Origin of the sequence: Aureimonas endophytica, assembly GCF_014642635.1 — a bacterium.
GTDB lineage: Bacteria > Pseudomonadota > Alphaproteobacteria > Rhizobiales > Rhizobiaceae > Plantimonas > Plantimonas endophytica.
Genome location: NZ_BMIQ01000005.1, coordinates 188,816 through 209,648, shown reverse-complemented (window position 1 = coordinate 209,648; position 20,833 = coordinate 188,816). Strand labels below are relative to the sequence as shown.

General features: G+C 69.3%; 23 protein-coding genes. 12 read left to right on the top strand and 11 right to left on the bottom strand.

Annotated elements, in window-relative coordinates; all coding sequences use genetic code 11:
* Nucleotides 1-21 precede the first annotated feature (21 nt).
* A complete protein-coding gene (locus IEY14_RS16665) occupies nucleotides 22-1,140 on the top strand; it encodes a hypothetical protein (protein ID WP_188910483.1) in 1,119 nt (372 codons plus the stop codon).
* A 117-nt stretch (nucleotides 1,141-1,257) separates the two neighbouring features.
* Here IEY14_RS16665 and IEY14_RS16660 read toward each other — a convergent pair whose 3' ends face one another.
* Nucleotides 1,258-1,830, bottom strand: coding sequence for a DUF4142 domain-containing protein (locus IEY14_RS16660; protein ID WP_244639526.1), 573 nt, complete (start codon nucleotides 1,828-1,830; stop codon nucleotides 1,258-1,260).
* A 354-nt stretch (nucleotides 1,831-2,184) separates the two neighbouring features.
* On the opposite strand from IEY14_RS16660, the gene IEY14_RS16655 reads away from it, so the two are divergent.
* Nucleotides 2,185-3,303 (top strand): ABC transporter substrate-binding protein, encoded by a 1,119-nt coding sequence (locus IEY14_RS16655; RefSeq protein ID WP_188910481.1) that lies wholly within the window; start codon nucleotides 2,185-2,187, stop codon nucleotides 3,301-3,303.
* A gap of 89 nt (nucleotides 3,304-3,392) precedes the next feature.
* On the opposite strand, the gene IEY14_RS16650 is transcribed toward IEY14_RS16655, so the two are convergent.
* Complete coding sequence (locus tag IEY14_RS16650; RefSeq protein ID WP_188910479.1) at nucleotides 3,393-3,614, bottom strand: hypothetical protein; 222 nt, start codon at nucleotides 3,612-3,614, stop codon at nucleotides 3,393-3,395.
* 86 nt (nucleotides 3,615-3,700) lie between these two features.
* On the opposite strand from IEY14_RS16650, the gene IEY14_RS16645 reads away from it, so the two are divergent.
* The 3 genes from IEY14_RS16645 (at nucleotide 3,701) to IEY14_RS16635 (ending at nucleotide 4,684) form a co-directional block, all read left to right on the top strand.
* Nucleotides 3,701-3,922 carry a hypothetical protein gene (locus IEY14_RS16645; RefSeq protein WP_188910477.1) on the top strand — a complete coding sequence of 74 codons (222 nt, stop codon included), beginning with the start codon at nucleotides 3,701-3,703 and terminating at the stop codon, nucleotides 3,920-3,922.
* Nucleotides 3,923-4,120: 198 nt separating this feature from the next.
* Nucleotides 4,121-4,348: an AbrB/MazE/SpoVT family DNA-binding domain-containing protein gene (locus tag IEY14_RS16640; RefSeq protein WP_188910476.1), complete on the top strand. Its 228-nt coding sequence runs from the start codon at nucleotides 4,121-4,123 to the stop codon at nucleotides 4,346-4,348.
* A gap of 3 nt (nucleotides 4,349-4,351) precedes the next feature.
* Nucleotides 4,352-4,684: a type II toxin-antitoxin system PemK/MazF family toxin gene (locus IEY14_RS16635; protein ID WP_188910474.1), complete on the top strand. Its 333-nt coding sequence runs from the start codon at nucleotides 4,352-4,354 to the stop codon at nucleotides 4,682-4,684.
* 48 nt (nucleotides 4,685-4,732) lie between these two features.
* On the opposite strand, the gene IEY14_RS16630 is transcribed toward IEY14_RS16635, so the two are convergent.
* The 4 genes from IEY14_RS16630 to IEY14_RS16615 all read right to left on the bottom strand — a co-directional run bounded on the left by IEY14_RS16630 (nucleotide 4,733) and on the right by IEY14_RS16615 (nucleotide 7,135).
* Nucleotides 4,733-5,065, bottom strand: a complete 333-nt coding sequence (locus IEY14_RS16630) for a hypothetical protein (RefSeq protein ID WP_188910472.1) — start codon at nucleotides 5,063-5,065, stop codon at nucleotides 4,733-4,735.
* Between the two features lie 104 nt (nucleotides 5,066-5,169).
* The gene (locus tag IEY14_RS16625; protein ID WP_188910470.1) at nucleotides 5,170-5,514 is read right to left on the bottom strand and encodes a hypothetical protein; all 345 of its coding nucleotides are present in this window, start codon (nucleotides 5,512-5,514) and stop codon (nucleotides 5,170-5,172) included.
* 122 nt (nucleotides 5,515-5,636) lie between these two features.
* On the bottom strand, nucleotides 5,637-6,647 hold the full coding sequence (locus IEY14_RS16620) for a lysylphosphatidylglycerol synthase domain-containing protein (protein ID WP_188910468.1): 1,011 nt from the start codon (nucleotides 6,645-6,647) through the stop codon (nucleotides 5,637-5,639).
* Nucleotides 6,648-6,766: 119 nt separating this feature from the next.
* Entirely contained in the window at nucleotides 6,767-7,135 is a 369-nt protein-coding gene (locus tag IEY14_RS16615) for a nuclear transport factor 2 family protein (protein ID WP_188910466.1), read from the bottom strand.
* Nucleotides 7,136-7,273: 138 nt separating this feature from the next.
* On the opposite strand from IEY14_RS16615, the gene IEY14_RS16610 reads away from it, so the two are divergent.
* The 5 genes from IEY14_RS16610 to IEY14_RS16590 all read left to right on the top strand — a co-directional run bounded on the left by IEY14_RS16610 (nucleotide 7,274) and on the right by IEY14_RS16590 (nucleotide 11,714).
* Nucleotides 7,274-7,744 (top strand): MarR family winged helix-turn-helix transcriptional regulator, encoded by a 471-nt coding sequence (locus IEY14_RS16610; protein ID WP_188910464.1) that lies wholly within the window; start codon nucleotides 7,274-7,276, stop codon nucleotides 7,742-7,744.
* A gap of 167 nt (nucleotides 7,745-7,911) precedes the next feature.
* Nucleotides 7,912-8,655 (top strand): ATP-binding cassette domain-containing protein, encoded by a 744-nt coding sequence (locus tag IEY14_RS16605; protein WP_188910462.1) that lies wholly within the window; start codon nucleotides 7,912-7,914, stop codon nucleotides 8,653-8,655.
* A 41-nt stretch (nucleotides 8,656-8,696) separates the two neighbouring features.
* Nucleotides 8,697-9,677, top strand: a complete 981-nt coding sequence (locus tag IEY14_RS16600; protein ID WP_244639544.1) for an ABC transporter permease — start codon at nucleotides 8,697-8,699, stop codon at nucleotides 9,675-9,677.
* A gap of 44 nt (nucleotides 9,678-9,721) precedes the next feature.
* The gene (locus tag IEY14_RS16595) at nucleotides 9,722-10,735 is read left to right on the top strand and encodes a sugar-binding protein (RefSeq protein WP_188910458.1); all 1,014 of its coding nucleotides are present in this window, start codon (nucleotides 9,722-9,724) and stop codon (nucleotides 10,733-10,735) included.
* Between the two features lie 94 nt (nucleotides 10,736-10,829).
* Entirely contained in the window at nucleotides 10,830-11,714 is an 885-nt protein-coding gene (locus IEY14_RS16590) for an ROK family protein (protein ID WP_188910456.1), read from the top strand.
* A 34-nt stretch (nucleotides 11,715-11,748) separates the two neighbouring features.
* Here IEY14_RS16590 and IEY14_RS16585 read toward each other — a convergent pair whose 3' ends face one another.
* The 3 genes from IEY14_RS16585 to IEY14_RS16575 form a co-directional block, all read right to left on the bottom strand.
* Nucleotides 11,749-14,931 (bottom strand): efflux RND transporter permease subunit, encoded by a 3,183-nt coding sequence (locus tag IEY14_RS16585; protein WP_188910454.1) that lies wholly within the window; start codon nucleotides 14,929-14,931, stop codon nucleotides 11,749-11,751.
* A gap of 25 nt (nucleotides 14,932-14,956) precedes the next feature.
* Nucleotides 14,957-16,138: an efflux RND transporter periplasmic adaptor subunit gene (locus IEY14_RS16580; RefSeq protein ID WP_244639525.1), complete on the bottom strand. Its 1,182-nt coding sequence runs from the start codon at nucleotides 16,136-16,138 to the stop codon at nucleotides 14,957-14,959.
* Nucleotides 16,139-16,253: 115 nt separating this feature from the next.
* Nucleotides 16,254-17,267, bottom strand: a complete 1,014-nt coding sequence (locus IEY14_RS16575) for a zinc-binding alcohol dehydrogenase family protein (RefSeq protein ID WP_188910450.1) — start codon at nucleotides 17,265-17,267, stop codon at nucleotides 16,254-16,256.
* A gap of 104 nt (nucleotides 17,268-17,371) precedes the next feature.
* On the opposite strand from IEY14_RS16575, the gene IEY14_RS16570 reads away from it, so the two are divergent.
* Complete coding sequence (locus IEY14_RS16570) at nucleotides 17,372-17,755, top strand: winged helix-turn-helix transcriptional regulator (RefSeq protein ID WP_188910447.1); 384 nt, start codon at nucleotides 17,372-17,374, stop codon at nucleotides 17,753-17,755.
* A 35-nt stretch (nucleotides 17,756-17,790) separates the two neighbouring features.
* On the opposite strand, the gene IEY14_RS16565 is transcribed toward IEY14_RS16570, so the two are convergent.
* Nucleotides 17,791-18,537, bottom strand: a complete 747-nt coding sequence (locus tag IEY14_RS16565; RefSeq protein ID WP_188910446.1) for a glucose 1-dehydrogenase — start codon at nucleotides 18,535-18,537, stop codon at nucleotides 17,791-17,793.
* Nucleotides 18,538-18,644: 107 nt separating this feature from the next.
* Here IEY14_RS16565 and IEY14_RS16560 point away from each other — a divergent pair, with 107 nt between their 5' ends.
* The gene (locus IEY14_RS16560) at nucleotides 18,645-19,019 is read left to right on the top strand and encodes an ArsR/SmtB family transcription factor (protein WP_188910444.1); all 375 of its coding nucleotides are present in this window, start codon (nucleotides 18,645-18,647) and stop codon (nucleotides 19,017-19,019) included.
* A gap of 32 nt (nucleotides 19,020-19,051) precedes the next feature.
* Here the strand turns inward: IEY14_RS16560 and IEY14_RS16555 are convergent, their stop codons facing one another.
* A complete protein-coding gene (locus IEY14_RS16555) occupies nucleotides 19,052-20,602 on the bottom strand; it encodes an FGGY-family carbohydrate kinase (RefSeq protein WP_188910442.1) in 1,551 nt (516 codons plus the stop codon).
* Nucleotides 20,603-20,833 lie beyond the last annotated feature (231 nt).

The following is a 20,833-nucleotide window of genomic DNA, read 5'->3' as shown; positions in this document are numbered from 1 at the left end:
CCGCGAAACACGGGACGTTCCATGGCCAACCGGGCAGACAGGCGCGCATCGGCGAAGATCGCCCGACAGGCGGTGAAGCGGGCGAGGACGCCGACCGAGAGCGCGATCCTCAAGGCGGCGGCGGCCTTCGCCGCCGGCGACGACGGCGCCCGCACGCTCGGCGCCAGCCTGTCGCGCCCGGATTTCGACGCCGCCTGGCGGCGCCTCGCCGACGATCTCCACGACATCCTGGAAGACGCCTATGTCGATTTCCGCACCGAGGCCTATGCCGAGGCCGGGCTCGGCGGTCTGACGCTCGCCTCCGCCCCGGGCGGCGCCGGCGAGGCCTGGGGGACGCGGCTGTTCCTCTGCCCGCTGGCCGGGGCGCCGGCGGCCGTCGCCGCCTTCGCGGGCGATCCGGCGGAGACCGGCCGGCTCGCGGCGTCGCTGCACGAGTCCGGCGTCGTCGCCGAACGGGGAACCTGCCTCGTCCTGCCGCGTCTCCTGCCGTTCTCCGGCTTCGCGCCGGACGAGGTGGGGCCGGGGCGCGTCCGCGCCCTGCATGACGCCCTCGCCGAGATCCTCGCCGCGACGCTGTCCGGCGCGGCGGCCCCCTCGGGCGAGTCCGTGCCCGCCGTTCTTTCGGCGCTTTGCGACGAACGGTCGGACGCGCCGGGCGCCATCGCCTTCGGCGCCCTCGTCGGCATCGAGCTGGTGCCGCCGCCGCGCGCCAGCAGGGACGAGGCAACGGAGGAGGAGCTGGAGGCCGAGGCGATGGCGCGCGCCGCCGCCCTCGATTCCTGGTCCGATTCCTATGCGGACGGGCTCGCCGATCTGGCGCTCGGCGCGCCGCTCGACTGGCCGGCCTCGGCCTCGGCCCTCGCCTGGGAGATGATCCGCCTGCCGCTGACCGCCGCGCTCCTCCCGCGCGGCGCGCCGGAGGGGCGGCCCGACATCCTCCACTGGACGACGACGGAGGACGGCCGGCTCGTCGCCTCGGCGGTCTGGGGAGAGGTCGCGGTCGGGCCGTTCTCGGCCCCGGCGGATCTCGTCTGGCTGGATGCCGACGAGTTCTTCGGCCGGGCGGAGGCCTGCGCCGAGCGCCTTCTCGACCACGAGGACGAAGCCGAGGTGCTGGCGCCGCTCCTCGGCGCCGCCTGACCGCCTCCGGGCGCGACGCCGAGGCTCCGGACTTTGCAAGGGTCCGGGGCGCGCGGCCGGGTCAAGCCGTCGCGCCGCTTCGTCATCCCGGCGCGGAGAACCCGCGACGGCGCGCGATCAGCCGAGCTCGGTCTTGAGATCGGCGAGCAGCTTCAGATGCTCCTTGATCTGGCCGCGCGCGAGCTTCGTGACGTTCAGATGCTCGCGGTTCTTGCCGACCTTCAGATAGTCCTCCTGGATGGCGAGAAGCTTCTGGTGGCCTTCGGTCTGGGCCGTCACATACATGGTGGAGAATTCCTTGCCCGAGAGCTTGTCCAGCTTCTCGACCATCTGCCGGCCCTCGGCATCCAGCATCTCCATCACCTCGGCGTCGGTCGGCTTGGCGACCTCGCCCTTGGCGGCGCTCTCGTCCATCTTCATGGATTTCAGGATGTCGGCGATGGTCTCCTGCTCGGCGACCTCGAACATGGCGAATTCCGCCACCTTCGGCCCCGTCTCCTTCTTCGCCGCGATGCGGCTGGTGGCCAGCGACAGGGCGCCGACCTTCATGGTCATCATCGAATGCTTCGTCTCGGCCTCGCCCATCTTTTCGGGATCGGTCGTCTTGGCGGTTTCCTGCGCGAAGGCCGAGCCGGCGACGAGGACGGCGGATATGGCGATGGCGGACGAAAGCATCTGGCGGCGGTGCATGGGAGCCTCCCGAATTCGAACCGGAGCGGTTCATCAAGGAAGCGGGAGAAAGGGCGGAGACGTTGCGGATCGATCGTCCGGCGCGCGGCGATTGGGTAGCCGTCTCATGCGGGTTCCCGCGCCGGCAGGCCCGGCGGCCTTTCCGGGCCGGCGCCGCGACACTCTGTAGCGACCTCGGCGAAGGGTCGCGGCGCGTGCCCGCCGCCGAACGACAGGCACGACGCCAATTCCCGCGCCTTGCCCGAGGCCGGGCCCGGCCGGGCGGTGGACTCGTCTCCCCAAACGATTCATAGGCAAGGCGCGCCCGCCCGAAGAGCGAACCGGCCAGGAGGCGGGCATCTGCGGAGGAATTCCATGCGACTGCCCCTGACACTCGTTTCCGGCGTGGCGGCCCTCGTTCTCGGCACGGCCGCGCAGGCGGAGGATCTGCGGATCGCCGTCGCCGGCCCGCTGACCGGCCCGCTCGCCGCGCTCGGCGACCAGTTCAAGCAGGGCGCCGAGGCGGCGGCCGCCGAGATCAACGCCAAGGGCGGCGTGATGGGCCGCCAGATCAGCCTTCAGATGGAGGACGACGTCTGCGATCCGAAGCAGGCCGTGTCGGTCGCCAACCGCATCATCAGCGAAGGCATCATGTTCATCGACGGCCATGCCTGCTCGGGCTCCAGCATTCCGGCGGCGGCCGTCTATGCCGATGGCGGCGCCCTGATGATGACGCCCGCCTCCTCCAACCCGAAGCTGACCGACACCGCCGCCGAGAGCGGCTGGCCGACCATCATGCGCCTCTATATCCGCGACGACGCCCAGGGCGACTTCATCGGCCCCTGGATCGCCAAGACCTATGCCGGCAAGAATATCGTGATTCTGCACGACAAGTCCGCCTATGGGCAGGGCATCGCCGAGGCGGTGCGCAGGAGCATGAACGCCAACGGCCTGAAGGAGGTCAGCTTCGAGGGCCTCAATGCCGGCGAGAAGGACTATTCCGCGCTCGTCACCAAGCTGAAGACGCTCAAGGCGGACGTGGTCTATTTCGGCGGTTATCACCCGGAAGCCGGCCTGATCCTGCGGCAGGCCGCCGAGCGGGACACGAAGTTCCAGATGATCATGCCGGATTCCATCGCGACGCCCGAATTCTGGCAGGTGGCCGGCGCGGCGGGCGAGGGCACGCTCTTCGTCTTCCCGGCCGATCCCCAGGGCCGGCCGGAGGCCAAGGCGGCCGTGGAGAAGATCAAGGCCGGCGGCTTCTCGCCCGAGGGCTTCACCCTCTTCTCCTATTCGGTGATCCAGGCCTTCGCCGCCGGCATCGAGCGCGCGCAGTCCGACGACCCGGCCAAGGTCGCCGAGGCGCTGAAGAACGGCCAGCCGATCGACACGGTCGTCGGCCCGGTCATCTTCAACGAGAAGGGCGACCTGAAGAATGCCAGCTACGACATCAACCGCTGGCACGACGGAAAATATTCGGCGATCCCGCAATAACGGATCGCACTGCCACGCGCCCGGGCCGGGCCTTCACCGGCCCGGGCCTTTCGCGGCGCCGCGGCCTCTGAAGAGGCGCAGGCCGCGACCTAGCGCCGCGTTCCGTCCCGCCGGTGCCGCAATTCGGAGAGGCGCAGCTTCATGACGCGCGCCATGTCGCGAAAGCCCCGCAGGATGGAATGCCCGGCCTCCGTCGCGGCCGGATTGCCGCCTTTTTCCAGCTCCGCCAGCCGTTCCTCATGCCGTTCGACATTGGCCTCGGCCTCCTGAAGGCGGCGCTCGGCCTTCTCGATCTTCGTTTCGGATGGCATCGCTCGGTCGTTCCTTAGGTCCGGGAGCCCGTCGCGCAGCCAAGGGAGGCCTTCGCGCGTTGATCGCCCGAAGGAGAGATCGCGACATGCCTCCGTTGACGTTCCATCGCAGTTCCAATGGCGACGACTGGCTCCTCCTGCGGGAGGAGGGGTCGGAGGGCATGATGGTGCGCCACCGCGCGAATGCAGCCTCGGGCGGCCAGGAAACTCTGTTGCCGGTGCAGGAATTTATTCAAAGAAACCCCGGCAGTCCCGAGGTCCAGGCCTTGAAGGCGATCCTGGACAAGGGGAGCGCGCCGGACGTCTGAGACAGGCGCGCGTTCGCGGAGACCCGACCTCTTCGAGGACGCGGTGTCACGGCGGAGGTCGCCGACAAGGGTCGCAGTCGACCGCGATCGGAATGCCTGCTGACAACGGGCCCCGCTAGTGTTATATTTCTGATACTTGCCGGTGGGGGTTTAGCAATGGCCGTCGCGCATCTCCGCCGCTCGGGCGGATCCCGGATCATGACGATGCCCGCATCCGTCGTCGAAAAAGCCGAACGGAGCGGCTTCCTGTTGGATGCGGCCTTGGACGTCGAGTTCGACGAGGCGGCGAAGACGATCGTCATCGTCTCTCGGAAGCCCCGCTACAGGCTCGAGGATCTCCTGGCGCAATGCGATCCGGAGGCGCCGGTCGGCGCGGAGGATCAGGCTTGGTACGACGACGGACCGATGGGGGCCGAGGACGTCTGAGCGATGAAGCGCGGCGAGATCTGGCATGTCGACCTGAATCCGATCAAGGGGACGGAACAGGCGGGACGACGGTTCGTCATCATCGTTTCGGCCGATGCCTTCAACGCGGCGATGCGGCGCCCCCTGGTCGTGCCCATCACGCTCGGCGGCAACGCGCCACGAAACGCCGGCTTCGCGGTCTCCTTGATGGGGACGGGACTTCGAACGACGGGCGTCGCTCTCTGCGACCAGGTCCGAGCGCTGGATATCCGGGCGCGGGGCGGCCAATATGTCGAGACCGCTCCCGGCTATATTCTGGACGAGATCGGCGCCAGGATCGCCGCCATCCTCGAATGAGGCCGTCGCGCCTGCGCGCGCACCCGTCCGTCCCGCCGCCTCGGCGCGTCAGGCGGCGAATTTCGCGAGGGTGACCTTCTTCTTTCCCGGCCGCTGCGGATCGGCGTCGAAGGTCGCGCCGCTCTCGGCCTGCTCGGCGATCGCCAAGCCCAGCGTTCCGCCCGCCGCTTCCAGAACGCCGGGCGCGCAGCCGCGCGCGACGACGAGGCCGAGCGGCCGCATATGGGCGCGGGCATAGCAATAGACCGCCAGCGCCGCGCGCTGTCGTTCCGAAAGCTTGGACACCGTCTCGGCGATGCGGGCCTCGTCCGAGCGCAGGAGCAAGGTGAGAAGATCGAGCGGCACCGGGCTGGTCGGCTCGTTCGGGCGGTAGCGGTTCATGGCTCGATCCTGGAAGGGGAGGGCGGTGCAGGGGCGGCGCGTCGCGGAAGACGAGGGGCGGTTCCAACGCATCGATGCCGCTCCTCGCCGCGCGGGCGGAGCCGTCAGACCGGCGCGTGTCCCGGCTGGGGCGCGAGCGTCGGATCGGCGCGGTGCCGGCGGAGCGCCGCCATTCGCGGCAGCGGATCGACGGAGGGCGAAGGCGAGATCCGCTTGCGACGGCCGGCGATCATCAGGGGAAGGCTGGCGAAGCTCGCCAGGCACGCGATCACCATCAGCGGGCCGATGCTCGGATTCTCCTCGACCGCCGTCGTGTAGAACATCAGCCACCATTCGTAGAGGAAGGCCGGCGGCCCGAGCGTGAAGCAGACCGCGCCGATCCAGCCGAGAGTTCGAAAGCTGGTGGTCTCGTAGAGGGTGCCGTCAGGGGCGATTTCGGGATTGCGCATCGCGGGAAGACCGTTCTCGTGTCGTCTGATGCGTAAAACTCGAACGAACCGGCATCGATCCTCATGAGATTTGGGGCTTGCCGGCACCCGGGATGTCTGATCGCGGGCGCGGGCCGCGGCGTCTACTCGGGCCGCCGGGCCGGTGTCTCCGGCACCGTCTCCGGCGACATCCGCCGTTCCGCCCGCCATTTCCCCAGGAGCCGCGAGCGTTCGTAGAGCAGCACCACGACGATCGCGATGGCGAAGGGGATGAGGAGATAGAAGAGCCGGAAGACGAGGAGCGCGGCGAGCACGTCAGCCTCCTCGATATCGGGCATGGCGGTGATGAAGATGATCTCGAACACCCCGAGCCCGCCCGGCGCATGCGACACGAGCGCGGCGGAGAAGGAGGCCAGGAACACCGCGAGCACGGTGACGAAGCTGGGATTGCCGGCTTCCGGCAGCGCGAAATAGATGATCCCGGCGGCGCCGACGAGCTCCAGCGGCGCGGCGAGGAGCTGCCGCGCCATGATGGCGGGACGCGGATATTCGAGCTTGAACTGGCGGATGGCGACGGGGCGGAGATGCAGGATGGACCCCGCCGCATAGAGCGCGACGACGGCGAGAAGCGCCAGCCCGAGCGTCCGGGCGATTGTCGGATTGGTGAGCGCATGCGGCAGCTGGCCTTCGAGCCGGGCCAGGAGAGCGGGATCGTAGGCGAGGGTGAAGCCGCCGAGAAGCAGCGTACCGAGGCCGAAGGTGAAGGAGCAGAGGGCGACCAGCACCGCCACCTGCGCCGCCGAAAGGCCCTTGGCCGAATAGGCCCGGTAGCGCACCAGCGCGCCGGAGAAGACCGAGGCGCCGATATTGTGGGAAAGGGCGTAGGTCGTGAACGAGCAGACGGAGATGAACAGCCAGGAAATATGCCGCACGCCGAGATGCAGGAGCGCGATCCGGTCGTACCAGGCGAGCGCGGCATAGGCGACGAGAGTCGAGGCCGAGGCCAGCAGGAAGCGATGCACCGGGATCGCCGCGAAACTCGCCTTCAGATCGGCGACGGACACGCCTTGCAGCCGATGATAGAGCAGATAGCCCGAGATCGCGACGGCCGCCAATCCGATCAGTGGCCAAAGAAACTCTCGCAACCGCTTCATGCCCATCGCCCCGCTGTCGATCCAACGAGTGGTAGAGGGCGGGCTCGGCAAGATCGATGGCGTTCTTGTAACGACTGCGTGCGAATGGGCGAATGGCGCGTCGCGCGTCGGCGCCCCGATCATTCCATGTCGCGGATGTCGAACCGGACGACCTTGCCGCCGGCGAAGCGGAAGAGATGGCCGACCGTCTTGTCCTTCAGGCCCTTCTCCACGATCGGATGGCCGGCGAGATCGCGGATGGTCTGCCGGACCGCCACAAGGACGGACCCGTCCCCCTCCGCGTCGAAGCGCAGCGGCTCGACATGCGGATCGACGAGCGACCATTGGCGCGTCCAATAGTCCCTGATCCCCGCATGGCCCTCGACATGGCCGCCGTCCATGCCATTGGCCCAGACGACATCCTCCGCCAGGAGGGCGAGGACGCCGTCGAGGTCCTTGGCGTTGAAGCGTTCGTAGAGATGTCGAAGGGTCTCGATCGTCTGGCTCATCCCGTCTGCCTTTCCAAAAACACCGATGCGGCGGGCGGCGGGCGCGATCCTCGCGACGGCGCGAGCCCCAGGGAAAGGCCGTCTTGCCGCACCCGTCCGCCGTGCTATATAGGAACCTATGCATCAAGATAGGCTCCTATGCAAGACCCGGATCGCATCGCCGACGTTCTCGTCACCCCCGGCCACCTCGTCAGCGTCGCGGCGCGCGGCTTCGCCCGTCTCAGCGAAGCGCGCCTGAAGCCGCTCGGCTTCGGGCTGGGCTATCTGCCGGTCCTCGTCGCGCTGGAGGAGGGCGTCGCGACGACGCAGCGCGATCTGGCGCGCTTCGCCAAGATCGAGCAGCCCTCCATGGCGCAGATGCTGGGGCGGATGGAGCGGGACGGACTGATCCGGCGCACGCCCGATCCGGCCGATGGCCGCAGCAGCCGCGTGGCGCTCACCGCCGCCGCCCGGGCGCGGCTGCCGGAGGCCTGCGCGGCCCTCTTCCAGGGCAATCGCGAGGCGCTCGCCGGCTTGTCCGACGCGGAGGCCGCCCGGTTCGTCGCCCTCCTCGAACGCGTCATCGGGAATCTGGACCGCCTCGCCCGCGGCGATGCGGAGCCGGGCTGAGCCGCGGTGCCCGCCAAACGGGCCGAATGCTTCCGGTGGTGGTGCGCGGCGCGTTTTGTCCAACGGATTGAACGACTTCCGCCGCCTCGGCGTCACCTTCGCGATTGACGCTTCGAGACGGGCGTGTTTGCTATTCCTTCCAGTCGCGAATCTCGGGTTATACGCTCATGCCGGTCCTGGCTCGCCTCGAAGGCATCGTGAAGGACTTCGGCGCGATCCGGGCCCTGAACGATGTCTCGTTGGACATCCACGAGGGTGAGGTTCTCGGCCTGATGGGCGACAACGGCGCCGGCAAGTCGACGCTCGTCAAGACGATCGCCGGCAACTTCCTGCCGACGGCCGGCACCTATATGATGGAAGGCAAGGCGCTGCATCTCAGCGGCCCGTCCGATGCGCGCCGCCACGGCATCGAGGTCGTCTATCAGGACCTCGCGCTCTGCGACAATCTCACCGCCGCCGCCAACGTCTTTCTCGGCCGCGAGCTGATGCGGCGCTGGGGCCCGTTCAGGATCATCGACAAGAAGCGGATGAACGCCCGGGCCGACGAGCTCTTCCGCGAGCTGAAGTCGGAGACGCGCCCGGCGGATCTCGTCGCGCGGATGTCGGGCGGCCAGCGCCAGGCCGTCGCCATCGCGAGGACCCGTCTCGCCCGGTCGAAGATCGTGCTGATGGACGAGCCGACGGCCGCCATCAGCGTCCGGCAGGTCGCCGAGGTCCTGGCGCTCATCCGGCGCATGAAGGACCAGGGGCTCGCCGTCATCCTGATCAGCCACCGCATGCCGGACGTCTTCGAGGTCTGCGACCGCGTCGTGGTGATGCGTCGCGGCCGCAAGGTCGCCGACAAGATGATCTCCGAGTCGAGCCCCGAGGAAGTCACCGGTCTCATCACCGGGGCCATCGCGGCCGCCTGAGGAACGGAACCGTCATGACCTCGTCCTCCGATCCGCACGGCATGAATGTCGATCTCCTGACGGCGCCCCGGCACTCGGCGGTGAAGCGTCTCGCGACGTCGCAGGAGGCCTGGATCGCCGTCGCGATCCTGGTGCTCGGCCTTCTCGTCTCGCTGATCTCGCCGAAATTCGCCACCGCCGGCAATCTCCTCAACGTCCTCCAGAACGCCTGCTTCATCGGCATCATGGCGCTCGGCATGACGCCGGTCATCGTCAGCGGCGGCATCGACATCTCGGTCGGCTCGATCCTCGGCCTCTGCGGCATCGTGCTCGGCATCGTGCTCGTCGCCGGCTGGCCGCTGCCGCTGGCGATCCTCGCCGTCCTGGCGCTCGGCGCCCTCTGCGGCGCCTTCAACGGCGCGATCATCGCCTATCTCAAGCTGCCGCCCTTCGTCGTCACATTGGCGGCGCTGTCGATGGGGCGCAGCCTCGCCCTCGTGGTCAGCCAGAACACCGTGTTCTACGAGTTCGGGCCCTGGACGGCCGAGCTCCTGGCGCTCGGCGGCGGCAAGACCTTCGGCCTGCCGAACGTCATCTACGCGCTCGCCCTCGGCATTCTCGTCCTCCACTTCCTTCTGACGAAGACGCGCTGGGGGCGCTATGTCTTCGCCGTCGGCGGCAACGAGAACGCCGCCCGCCTCTGCGGCATCCCGGTGGAGCTGATCAAGGTCTCGGCCTATGCCTTCAGCGGGCTGATGGCCGCGCTGACCTCGATCTTCCTGGTCGGCTGGCTCGGCGCCGTCACCAACGCGCTCGGCACCGGCTACGAGCTCCAGGTCATCGCGGCCACCGTCATCGGCGGCGCCAGCCTCGTCGGCGGCTTCGGCACCGCCATCGGCGCGGCGATCGGCGCGGTGCTGGTCGAGGTCATCCGCAACTCGCTGCTGATCGCGGGCGTGAACCCGTTCTGGCAGGGCTTCTTCGTGGGCAGCTTCATTCTGGGAGCGGTGCTGCTCGAAAGGGTCCGTTCCGCCAGGAAGTGACGGCGGAGGGGACGAATGGAACATCGAACCTGGGGAGGAACACGATGATCACCACACCAAGACTGGCGACGATGGTCGCCGCCGGCTGTCTCGCCGCCGGCGCCCTGGCCGCGCCGGCCAGCGCGGCGGAACGCGAGTTCGCGCTGGTCTTCAAGGTCCTGAACAATGCCTTCAGCCCGCCGATCGATGCCGGCTGCCAGGCCGCCGCCAAGAAGCTCGGCGACGTGAAATGCACCTATATCGGCCCGACCGAATATGACGAGGCGCGCCAGGTCCAGCTCGCGCAGGACGTCATCACGCGCGGCGTCGACGGCATCGGCATCTCCGCCGGCAATCCGAAGGCGATGGCCCGCATCCTGAAGATGGCCAACGACGCGAACATCCCGGTCGTGACCTTCGACACCGACGTCCTGCCCGAGGACGCCAAGCTGAGGGCGACCTATATCGGCACCGACAATTACGAGTTCGGCAAGGTGCTGGCGCAGAAGGTGCTGGAATCGGGCAAGAAGGGCGGCACGGTCTGCATCCAGTCCGGCGCGCCGGCCTCCGAGAATCTCAACGGCCGCATCCAGGGCATCCGCGACACGCTCGCCGGCACGACCAAGGACAAGCCGGCCGGGGCGCTGAAGGACACCAACGGCTGGACCGAGCCCGCCGGCTGCCCGGTCTACAACAACGACGACATCAACCTCGCCGCCCAGCAGGTGCGCGACGTGATGACCAGCCACCCGGATCTCGACGCCTTCGTCGCGGTCGGCGGCTGGGCGCAATACGCGCCCCAGGCCTATACCCAGACGATGGAGCCGCTGAAGGACCGGCTGGACAAGAAGGATCTCGTGGTCGTCTTCGGCGACAATTTCGGTCCGCAGCTGCCGCTTCTCGCCAAGGGGCTCAGCCACTTCAATGTCGGCCAGCGGCCCTATGACATGGGTTACGAGACCATCATGGCGCTCGACAAGCTGACGAAGGGCGGCAAGGTCGAGCCGATGATCATCACCGGCACCGAGGTCTGCACCCCGGAAAACGCCCAGACGACCTGCGGCAAGTCGGCGAACTGACCCAAGGCGCGGCGGGGCCGAGGCCGCCTCGCCCCGCCGCGACATCCCCCGCCGGGCCTCAAGCCGCCGTCCGCGCATAGGAGCCGTCCCGGCCATGCATGTCCTGGTCTTCGACATCGGCGGCACCCATGTCCGCGCGCTCGTCGCCGACGCGGCCGGCGCCGTCGTCGCGAGGGCGGACATGGCGACGGAGCGGTTCCTCGCCGGCGACCCGCTGTCGCTGCTCGCCGACATGGCGCGCGATACGGCGCGGGATCTTCCCGCCGGCCTCGACGGCATCGTCGTCGGCATTCCCGGCATTCTCGACGCCACGCGGCGCGGCATCCTCGAGACGCCGCTCGTCCCGACGCTCCGGATCGAGCATTTCGCCGACGCGCTGGAGGCGCGGTGCGGCGTGCCGGTGATCCTCGACCACGACGCGACCCTCCAGACGCGGGGCGAGGCCCTGCGTGGCGCCGGGGCGGGCTATGGCCGCGTGCTCGGCATCTATTTCGGAACCGGCGTCGGGGCGGCCTTCCTCGACGCGGGCGCGCTGCCGGGCGGTCCCTATCGCATGCAGCTCGGCCATGTCCCGCTGCGCGGGGAGGGGCGGATCGGCACCGGCGGCGCCGTCGATTGCGTCGAGGCCTATGCCTCGGGCCTCGTGCTGCGCGATCTGGCGGCCGGGCATGGCGTCGCGATCGCGGAGGCCTTCACCAGCGACGACGCGCGGCTGCGCGACGCCTTGCGGACCTTCCTCGCCGACCAGGCCTTGTCGATCGCCATGGCGATGAGCTTCGTCGATCCCGAAGTGGTGGTGGTCGGCGGCGGCGTGGTCGAGATGGCGGGCTACCCTTTCGACGCGCTCGCGGCCCTCGTCGACGACAGGCTCTCGCCGGTGATCGGCAAGGGGCGGCGGCCGGTGCGCCGGGCGCGGCTCGGCGCGGATGCCGCCCTCTGGGGCGCCATCGACCTGATCCGCTCGCGCCGCCCGGCCTGAGCGCCGCCGCGCCTCGGCCGGACGCGCCGCCGCCTCATTCGGCCGGGGCGGGCTCCGGCGGGGCGGCGGCGGCCGGCTTGCCGCGCCAGCGGGCGATGCGGCCGTCGATCCAGCGGATCGCGACATAGAAGACCGGGGTCAGGAACAGGCCGAAGATCGTCACGCCGATCATGCCGAAGAACACGGCCGTGCCGAGCGCCTGGCGCATCTCGGCGCCCGGCCCCGTCGCGATCACCAGCGGCACGACGCCGAGGATGAAGGCGAAGGCCGTCATCAGGATCGGGCGGAGCCGCAGGCGGCAGGCCTCCACCACCGCCTCCACCGGGTTCTTGCCGTCGCGGACCTCCGCCTCGCGGGCGAATTCCACGATGAGGATGGCGTTCTTGGCGGCGAGCCCGACGAGCACGATGAGGCCGATCTGCGTCAGGATGTTGTTGTCCATGCCGCGCAGCATCACGCCGACGAGGGCCGAGAGAACCGCCATCGGCACGATCAGCACGATGGCCAGCGGCAGGCTCCAGCTCTCGTATTGCGCGGCGAGCACCAGGAAGACGCAGAGCAGCGACAGGGCGAAGACGAAGATCGCGGTGTCGCCGGTGTTCTTCTGCTGGAAGGCGAGTTCCGTCCATTGGAAGGTCGCGCCCTGCGGCAGCGTCTCGCGGGCGAGGTTCTCCATCTCCTGCAAGGCTTCGCCCGAGGAGACGCCGGGCGCCGCGTTCCCTTGCAGGGGCACCGACGTATACATGTTGTAGCGCTGGACGAGGTTCGGACCGGCCGTCTCCTCCACCCGGACGAGGGTGCCGAGCGGCACCAGCGCGCCGTTGGAGGAGCGCACGCGCAGCTGCTCGATGTCGCGCGGCTCCATGCGGAAGCGCTGGTCGGCCTGGGCGCGCACCTGGTAGACGCGGCCGAAGGCGTTGAAGTCGTTCACATAGGCCGTGCCGAGATTCTGCTGGAGCGTGGCGAAGATATTCTCCACCGGCACGTTCAGGATCTCCGCCTTGCGCCGGTCGATGTCGAGGAAGATCTGCGGCGAGGAGGCGGTGAAGGTCGTGAAGACGCCCTGGAGCTTCGGATCGCCGGCGGCCTTGCCCATCATCTCGCGGCTGGCGGCGAGCACGCGGCCGATCTCGGGCCCGAGCCGCTCCTGCACCTGCATCTTGAAGCCGCCGCTATTGCCGATGCCGCGCACCGGCGGCGGCGGGATCACGATGACGAAGGCCTCCTGGATCGACTGAAGGCGGGCGTTCAGGTCGGCCAGGATCTTGTCGGCCGACAGCCCCTCCTTCACCCGCTCCTCGAAGGGGGCGAGGCCGATGAAGACCGTCGAGGCATTGGTCGCGTTGGTGAAGGTCGCGCCGGAAAAGCCGGCGAAGGCCACGGCATATTGCGCCCCCGGCGTCTCGTGCGCGATCTCGGAGATGCGCCGCGTCACCGCGTCCGAGCGCGACAGCGAGGCGCCGTCCGGCAATTGGGCGACGACGATCAGATAGCCCTGGTCGAGCGAGGGGATGAAGCCCTGCGGCACGCGGTTGCCGACGAAGACGGTGGCCGCGACGAGCCCGGCATAGATCGGCAGGACGATGAGCTTGCGGTTGACGAGGCGCCGGACGCCGCCGGAATAGCCGCTCGCCATCCGGTCGAAGCCGCGGTTGAAGCCGTCCGCCGCGCGGCGGACGAGGCCGGCTCTCCGCCCCGGCGCATGGGCCTCGTGCGGCTTCAGCATCAGCGCGCCGAGGGCCGGCGACAGGGTGATCGAGATGAAGGCCGAGATGAAGGTCGAGATCGCGATGGTCAGCGCGAACTGCCGGTAGAACTGGCCGGAAATGCCGGGAATGAAGGCGGTCGGCACGAAGACCGCGCCGAGCACGAGCGCGATCGCGATCACCGCCGTGCCGACCTCGTCCATCGTCGTATGCGCCGCGTCGCGCGGACTGAGGCCCTCGGCGATGTTGCGCTCGATATTCTCCACCACGACGATCGCGTCGTCGACGACGATGCCGATGGCGAGCACGAAGCCGAAGAGCGTCAGCGTGTTGAGCGAGAAGCCGAGCGCGGCCATCACCGCGCAGGTGCCGATCAGCGAGACCGGGATCGCGATGATCGGGATGAGCGCCGTCCGCCAGCTCTGGAGGAAGACGAGGACGACGAGGACGACGAGGAGCACCGCCTCGCCCAGCGTGTGATAGACGGCGTTGACGGACTCGGAGATGAATTCGGTCGGGTTGTAGACGATGCGATAGTCGATGCCGGGCGGGAAGGAGGCCTTCAGCTCCTCCATCTTGGCGATGATCTCGTCGGCGGCGTTGAGCGCGTTGGTGTTCGGCCGCTGGAAGATGGCGAGCGCCACCGCCTGATTGCCGTCGAGATAGGAATTGGTGACATAGTCCTGCGCGCCGAGTTCGACGCGCGCCACGTCGCGCACCCGCACCAGGCGGCCGTCGTCGGTCGAGCGCACGATGACGTTGCGGAACTCGGCGACGTCGCTGAAGCGCCCCTGCGTGTTGACGGTCAGCTGGAAGGCGTTGCGGGTCGGGGCGGGCTCCTGGCCGAGCGCGCCGCTGGAGACCTGGACGTTCTGCGCCTGGATCGCCTGCACGACATCGGCGGAGGTGAGGCCGAAGGTCGTCAGCTTGTCGGGATCGAGCCAGACGCGCAGCGAATAGAGGCGCTCGCCGAAGATCTGGAGATCGCCGACCCCTTCGAGGCGCAACAGTTCGTCGCGGACGTTGTTGCGGGCGTAGTTGGAGATGTAGAGCTGGTCGTAGCGCTTGTCGGGGGAGAGCATGTGCACGACCATCATCAGGTCGGGCGAGCTCTTCAGCGTCGTGACGCCGAGACGGCGCACCTCCTCGGGCAGGCGCGGCTCGGCGATCGAGACGCGGTTCTGCACGAGGACCTGCGCCTGGTCGAGATCGGTGCCGAGGCGGAAGGTGATGGTGAGGGACAGGCTGCCGTCGCCCGAGGAATAGGACGACATGTAGAGCATGTTCTCGACGCCGTTGATCTGCTCCTCCAGCGGCGTCGCCACGGTGGCGGCGACGGTCTCGGCATTGGCGCCGGGATAGGAGGCCCGCACCACCACGGTCGGTGGCGCGATCTCGGGATATTGCGCGACCGGCAGGCCGAGATAGGCGATCGCCCCGACCAGCGAGATCAGGATCGAGACGACGCAGGCGAAGATCGGCCGGTCGATGAAGAAATGGGCGAGGCGCATGGAAGGGCTTCCCGGGATGCGTCGATCAGCGCGCGGCGTCTTCGGCCAGCGTCTCGGCGACGGGCTGCAGCTCGGTGGTCTGCGGCGCGAGCTTGACGCCCGGGCGCACGCGCATGAGACCGTTGACGACGATCGTGTCGTCGCCCTTCAGGCCGGCCCGGATGACGCGATAGCCGTCGATCTTCGGTCCGAGCCGCACGGGGCGCATCTCGGCCGTGTTGTCCGGCTTCAGGACATAGACGATCCGGCGATCCTGGTCGGCGGCGACCGCCTCGTCCGGGATGAGGACGCCGTCATAGGGCTCCGAGCCGAGCAGCGCGATGCGCCCGAAAAGGCCCGGGATCAGCCGCCCGTCGGCATTCGGCAGAACCGCCCGCGCCCGCATCGTGCCGCTTTCCGCGTCGAGCCGGTTTTCCGTGAAGTCCAGATAGCCCGGATGGATCGGGCGCGGCTCCGCGCCGACCGCGACCTTCACCTGGTTGCGGCTGTCGCCGACCGGCGTGTTGAGGCCGCCGGCGCTGAGCTGCTGATAGGCGAGGTAGGTGCGCTCGTCGACGTCGAAGTAGAAGTTGATCGGATCGACGGAGACGATGTTCGTCAGCACCGTCTGGTCGGCGGTGACGAGATCGCCGATCGACACCTGACGCCGCGACATGCGGCCGGCGATGGGCGCGCGGATCTCGGTATAGCCGATGTCGAGCTGGGCGCGGTCCAGCGCCGCCTTGGCGCTGTTGAAGTCGCCCTGCGCGGTCGCGAAGTTCTGCTGGCGCGTGTCGGCGAGCTGGGTGGTGATGTCGCCGGTGCGTTGCAGCGTCGTGGCGCGTTCGAGGTCGGTCCGGGCGAAGTCGAGCCGCGCCTTCGCCGCCTCCCATGTCGCCTGCGCCTGGTCGAGCGCCGCCTTGTAGGGCGCCTTGTCGATCGTCATCAGCAGGTCGCCGGCCTTCACCAGCGCCCCGTCGGAGAAGGTGATCTCGGCGACGTAGCCGGCGACCCGCGCGCGGATGTCGACCTGATCCACGGCCTCGAACCGGCCGATGAACTCGTCGTCCTCGACGATCGGCTTCACGACCGGCTTGGCGACGGTGACGGGGGCGGCCGGCGCCTCCTGCGCCCCGGCCCGTCCGAGGAGGGCCGCGAGGAGGCCGAAGGTCGCGAGACCGAGACCGACCGATCTCGCCGCTCTATCCAATGCGAATGCGAAAGGCACGATCGAGCACTCCTCAAGGGTACCGGAGGGGATGATATGTCGAACCCGTAACCAATTGAAAGGTCTTTCGAGTTCGAGCGGATCGGGCCTTTCCGACCCTTGGGGTCGCGGCCTTTCAGAAGCCTTCGAGCACGATCTTGCCGCGCGCCTTGCCGCTTTCCAGCACGGCATGCGCCCGCTTCAGATTGGCGGCGTCGATGGGCGTCAGGCTCTCGGTCGCCGTCGTGCGGATCCGCCCCTCGTCGACCAGCCGCGCGACCTTCGCGAGGATGCGGCCCTGCTCGTCCATGTCGGACGTCTCGAAGAGCGAGCGGGTGAACATCAGCTCCCAGTGGATCGAGACCGCCTTGCGCTTGAAGGGCAGCACGTCGAGGCTGGCCGGATCGTCGATCAGGCCGAAGCGGCCCTGCGGCGCGATGAACTCCACGATCTCGCCGAGATGGCGATGCGTCTCGGTGGTGGAGAAGACGAAGGCGGGCGCGCCGAGCCCGAGCGCCGCGACCTGTTCGGCGAGCGGCCGGGCGTGATCGACGACGTGATGGGCGCCGAGATCCCGGACCCAGCCGCGCGTTTCGGGGCGCGAGGCCGTCGCGATCACCGTGAGGTCGGTGAGCGCCCGGAGGAGCTGGATGGCGATGGAGCCGACGCCGCCCGCGCCGCCGACGACGAGGATGGCCTTCGCCGCGCCGGGCACGGGCCGGGCGACGTCCAGCCGGTCGAACAGCATCTCCCAGGCGGTGAGCGCCGTCAGCGGCAGCGCCGCCGCCTCGGCCTTGGACAGGGTGGCGGGCTTCGGCCCGACGATGCGCTCGTCCACGAGATGGAACTCGCTATTGGCGCCGGGCCGCGCGATCGAGCCGGCATAGAAGACGGCATCGCCCGGCGCGAAGCCCGTGACCGCCTCGCCGGTGGCGACGACGCGGCCGACGGCGTCCCAGCCGAGGACCTTCCACTCGCCCTCCGGCGGCGCGGCGCTCCGGCGCACCTTGGTGTCGACCGGATTCACCGACACCGCCTCCACCGCCACGAGGAGATCGCGCCCGGTCGCCACGGGACGCGGCAGCTCGATATCCACGAGCGCGTCGGCGCGGTCGATCGCTCCGGGGCTTTGATAGCCGATGGCCTTCATGTCCGTCCTGCCTTGTCGTCGTTGATGGACGCGGAAACTGGCGCTATCGTCATGGGAGATCAATACGCACAAAATTCGCCCCTAGTGTCGAAAAGGATACCGTGATGGCCAAGGCCCGGTTCTCGCGCTTCGATTGCAGCCCCGGCTGCGCCGTGGAGGCGGCGGTCGGGCTGATCGACGGCAAGTGGAAGTCGGTGATCCTCTTCCATCTCCTTTCGGGGACGCTGCGCTTCGGGGAGCTGAAGCGGCAGGTGGCGAACGTCACGCCGCGCATGCTGACCAACCAGCTCCGCGAGCTGGAGGAGGACGGGCTGATCGAGCGCAAGGTCTATGCTGAGGTGCCGCCGAAGGTGGAATACAGCCTCTCGCCGCTCGGCCGGACGATGGAGCCGATCCTCGCCGCCCTCAAGGTCTGGGGCGACGCCAATCTCGGCCTCTACGGCAAGCCGGGCGTGGCCGGGCCGGCGGTCCGGGACGCCGCGAAATAGCGGCGGCCCCGTCTCGCCGCCCGGCCGCCGGACCTTCAGCGCACGCCGCCGCTGGCGGTGATCTCCTCGCCTGTCACCCAGCGCGCGTCGTCGGAGGCGAGGAAGGCGACGACCCCGGCGATGTCGTCCGGCCGGCCGGCGCGGCCGAGCGGCGTCTGCGCCACCATGCCGGCTTCCATCTCCGAGCCCGCGATGCCGGCCGTATGCGTGCCCTCCGTCACCACGTAGCCCGGGCTGACCGTGTTGACCCGGACCTTGCGAGGGGCGAGCTCGTTGGCGAGAACGCCGGTGATCGCGTTCACCGCGCCCTTCGTGCCGCTATAGACCGCGGTCGAGGCCGGATGGATGCTGGTGACGGCCGACGAGATGTTGACGATGCTGCCGCCTTCCGTCAGGTGCCGCGAGGCCGCCTTGCTGGTGAGAAGGACGCCCAGCACGTTGATGTCGAAGTGGCGGCGATAGTGCTCCTCGGTGACGTCCCCGATCGCGGCGAATTCGTAGACGCCGGAATTGTTGACGAGGATGTCCAGCCGGCCGAAGGTCTCGACCGCCGCCTCAACCAGCGCCTCCGCCTCGGCCGCCTTGGAGACGTCGCCCCGGACCGCGATGGCCTCGCCGCCTTCCGCCTTGATCGCCGCGACCACGGCCTCCGCGCCCGCCCCGCTGGAGGCGTAGTTGACCACCACCTTCGCGCCGTCCTTCGCCAGTGCCTTGGCGATGGCGGCGCCGATGCCCTTCGACGCGCCCGTGACGACCGCGACCTTGCCGTCGAGTTTCGACATATGTCCTGACCTTCGATCCGGGCCGGCGTCGAGACGGCGCCTCAAGTCCCATAGTTCTGAATATTGGAACTAAGGAAATCGGCGTCAAGATCCTATATGGATGGATCATGCGACCTTTATTCCATCCCGCGATCGAGGACCTGCGGCCGGACGCGATCCTCCATGCCCTGTCCGACCCCGACCGCGCGGCGATCTTCATCCGCGTCGCGAGGGAAGGCTGCGTCGGCTCGTGCTCGACGGTGGCGGCGATCGGCGACCGGGTGATCCCGAAATCCTCCCTGTCGATGCATTTCCGGGTGCTGCGCGAGGCCGGGCTGATCCGCAGCGAGCGCCAGGGCGTCGAGATGCGCAACCATGCGCGCTGCGCCGAGGTGGAGACGCGCTTTCCGGGACTGCTGGGTGCGATCATGACGGCCTATGCATCGGGCACTAACATGAACATGGACCCGGCGCGGGCGCCGGAGGGCCGGCCGGCGGGCTAGGCGCGACGCCTGTCCGGGGTCCGGGACGGCCTCTAGGGGCGGAAGGCCTGGAGCGCGTGCATGCTCTCCCGGAGGGCAGTGTCCGCCGCGAGACGGCGATACTGGTCGTAGAGCCGGTCGTGGAGCGCGGCGCGGCCGGCATCGGGGCGGTAGATGAGACAATCGCGCGCGCCGAAGCGGGCGGCGCCGGCGGCGAAACCAGCGACGGCGCCGCAGGCGACCGCGCCATGGATCGCCGCGCCGACGGCCGTCGGATTGTCGATCTCCGGCACCTCCACCGGCCGGTCGAGCGTGTCGGCGAGGATCTGGACGAGCAGCGGATTGCTGCGCGTCAGGCCGCTCGTCATGATCACCCGCTCGATCGGCACGCCGCCGGCGAGCGCCGTGTCGAGAATGGCGCGCGTGCCATGGCAGAGCGCCTCGATGAGCGCGCGGTAGATCGCCTCCGGCCGCGTCTTGAGACTGAGGCCGAGAACGAGGCCCGACAGGCGGGAATCGGCGAGCGGCACGCGGTTGCCGGCGAACCAGTCGAGGGCGATGAGCCCGTCCGATCCCGGCGGGACGCTGGCCGCCGCCGCGTTGTGGAGGGCGAAGTTGCGCGACAGGTCGCCGTCGCGCGGAAAGGCGCGCACATACCAGGCGAGCATGTCGCCGAAGGCCGCCTGACCCGCCTCGTGGCACCAGAGATCCGGCAGCGCCGCGCCGAAGGCGGCGCCTTCCAGTCCGGGCGGCAGGCCGCGCGCCGTGCCGTCGAGCACCAGGAAGCCGGCCGAGGTGCCGAGCGCCCCGACGAAGAGGCCGGGCGCGACGGCGCCGACCGCCGGCAGCACGCCGTGGCTGTCGATCGCGGCGACGGCGACCGTGGCGGCGCCGACGATGCCGGTGCGGCGGCGCCAGTCCGGCGTCAGCGCGCCGGCCGGACTGCCGACGGGACGCGGCGGGGCGAGGCGGGCGGCAAGGCCCGGCACGACGCCTTCGGGATAGCCGGCTTCCGCCGAATATTGCGCCTTATAGGCCGCGAAATCGAGGCTGCGCGCCTCCTCGCCGGTCAGCTGCCAGACGAGCCAGTCGCCCGCCTCGATGAAGCGCTCGGTCTCGTCCCAGAGTTCGGGCGCGGCGCTCGCCGTCTCGGCCGCCTTGGCGAGCAGCCATTCGCCGGAGACCCGGCCGCCGAAGGGGGCGAGAAAGGCGCCGCCGCGCGCGTTGATCGCGTCGGCCTGGGCCTGGGCCGAATGTTTCCAGAGCTTCACCTGGGCATGGGGCGCGTCGGGATGAAGATCGGCCAGCGCCGTGCCGTCGGCCCTCGCCGGCAGGGGTGAGGAGGCGGTGAAGTCGATGCCGATGCCGGCGATCTCGCGGCCCTGCCCCAGATGGGTGAGGATGTCCTCGGCGGCCGCCAGATAGTCGGCCGGCACCTGGAGCGCGAAGCCGGGCGGTAGCGCGCGGCCGCCGAGCGCGCCGGTGACGATGCCGTGGCGATAGGCATGGACGCGGCTCGCCTCCTGACGCCCGGTGGCGAGATCGATCCGCACGCCGCGCGCCGATTCCGAGCCGAAATCGATGCCGATGAGATAGGCTGTCATAGCAATGCGCCTTTGCGGGTACCCATCCGCCTTGCCGCATCGTCATTCCGGCCTTGAGCCGGGATCCATGCCGGGTCGATCGCCACGGAACGGGACCTGCGGGGAAGGACATCGATCGTCGACCGCGCCGGCGCGTCGCCGCCGAGGCATGGATCCCGGGTCGGGCCCGGGATGACGAGGCTGAAACGGGGACGGCGAACCTCGATGCGTCGATGGTCTGGCGGCATGCGA

Bases quoted from the DNA above. Each gene is read 5' to 3' on its own strand.
- IEY14_RS16665 (WP_188910483.1), top strand. From the start codon at position 22: ATGGCCAACCGGGCAGACAGGCGCGCATCGGCGAAGATCGCCCGACAG.
- IEY14_RS16660 (WP_244639526.1), bottom strand. From the start codon at position 1,830: ATGCACCGCCGCCAGATGCTTTCGTCCGCCATCGCCATATCCGCCGTC.
- IEY14_RS16655 (WP_188910481.1), top strand. From the start codon at position 2,185: ATGCGACTGCCCCTGACACTCGTTTCCGGCGTGGCGGCCCTCGTTCTC.
- IEY14_RS16650 (WP_188910479.1), bottom strand. From the start codon at position 3,614: ATGCCATCCGAAACGAAGATCGAGAAGGCCGAGCGCCGCCTTCAGGAG.
- IEY14_RS16645 (WP_188910477.1), top strand. From the start codon at position 3,701: ATGCCTCCGTTGACGTTCCATCGCAGTTCCAATGGCGACGACTGGCTC.
- IEY14_RS16640 (WP_188910476.1), top strand. From the start codon at position 4,121: ATGACGATGCCCGCATCCGTCGTCGAAAAAGCCGAACGGAGCGGCTTC.
- IEY14_RS16635 (WP_188910474.1), top strand. From the start codon at position 4,352: ATGAAGCGCGGCGAGATCTGGCATGTCGACCTGAATCCGATCAAGGGG.
- IEY14_RS16630 (WP_188910472.1), bottom strand. From the start codon at position 5,065: ATGAACCGCTACCGCCCGAACGAGCCGACCAGCCCGGTGCCGCTCGAT.
- IEY14_RS16625 (WP_188910470.1), bottom strand. From the start codon at position 5,514: ATGCGCAATCCCGAAATCGCCCCTGACGGCACCCTCTACGAGACCACC.
- IEY14_RS16620 (WP_188910468.1), bottom strand. From the start codon at position 6,647: ATGAAGCGGTTGCGAGAGTTTCTTTGGCCACTGATCGGATTGGCGGCC.
- IEY14_RS16615 (WP_188910466.1), bottom strand. From the start codon at position 7,135: ATGAGCCAGACGATCGAGACCCTTCGACATCTCTACGAACGCTTCAAC.
- IEY14_RS16610 (WP_188910464.1), top strand. From the start codon at position 7,274: ATGCAAGACCCGGATCGCATCGCCGACGTTCTCGTCACCCCCGGCCAC.
- IEY14_RS16605 (WP_188910462.1), top strand. From the start codon at position 7,912: ATGCCGGTCCTGGCTCGCCTCGAAGGCATCGTGAAGGACTTCGGCGCG.
- IEY14_RS16600 (WP_244639544.1), top strand. From the start codon at position 8,697: ATGAATGTCGATCTCCTGACGGCGCCCCGGCACTCGGCGGTGAAGCGT.
- IEY14_RS16595 (WP_188910458.1), top strand. From the start codon at position 9,722: ATGATCACCACACCAAGACTGGCGACGATGGTCGCCGCCGGCTGTCTC.
- IEY14_RS16590 (WP_188910456.1), top strand. From the start codon at position 10,830: ATGCATGTCCTGGTCTTCGACATCGGCGGCACCCATGTCCGCGCGCTC.
- IEY14_RS16585 (WP_188910454.1), bottom strand. From the start codon at position 14,931: ATGCGCCTCGCCCATTTCTTCATCGACCGGCCGATCTTCGCCTGCGTC.
- IEY14_RS16575 (WP_188910450.1), bottom strand. From the start codon at position 17,267: ATGAAGGCCATCGGCTATCAAAGCCCCGGAGCGATCGACCGCGCCGAC.
- IEY14_RS16570 (WP_188910447.1), top strand. From the start codon at position 17,372: ATGGCCAAGGCCCGGTTCTCGCGCTTCGATTGCAGCCCCGGCTGCGCC.
- IEY14_RS16565 (WP_188910446.1), bottom strand. From the start codon at position 18,537: ATGTCGAAACTCGACGGCAAGGTCGCGGTCGTCACGGGCGCGTCGAAG.
- IEY14_RS16560 (WP_188910444.1), top strand. From the start codon at position 18,645: ATGCGACCTTTATTCCATCCCGCGATCGAGGACCTGCGGCCGGACGCG.
- IEY14_RS16555 (WP_188910442.1), bottom strand. From the start codon at position 20,602: ATGACAGCCTATCTCATCGGCATCGATTTCGGCTCGGAATCGGCGCGC.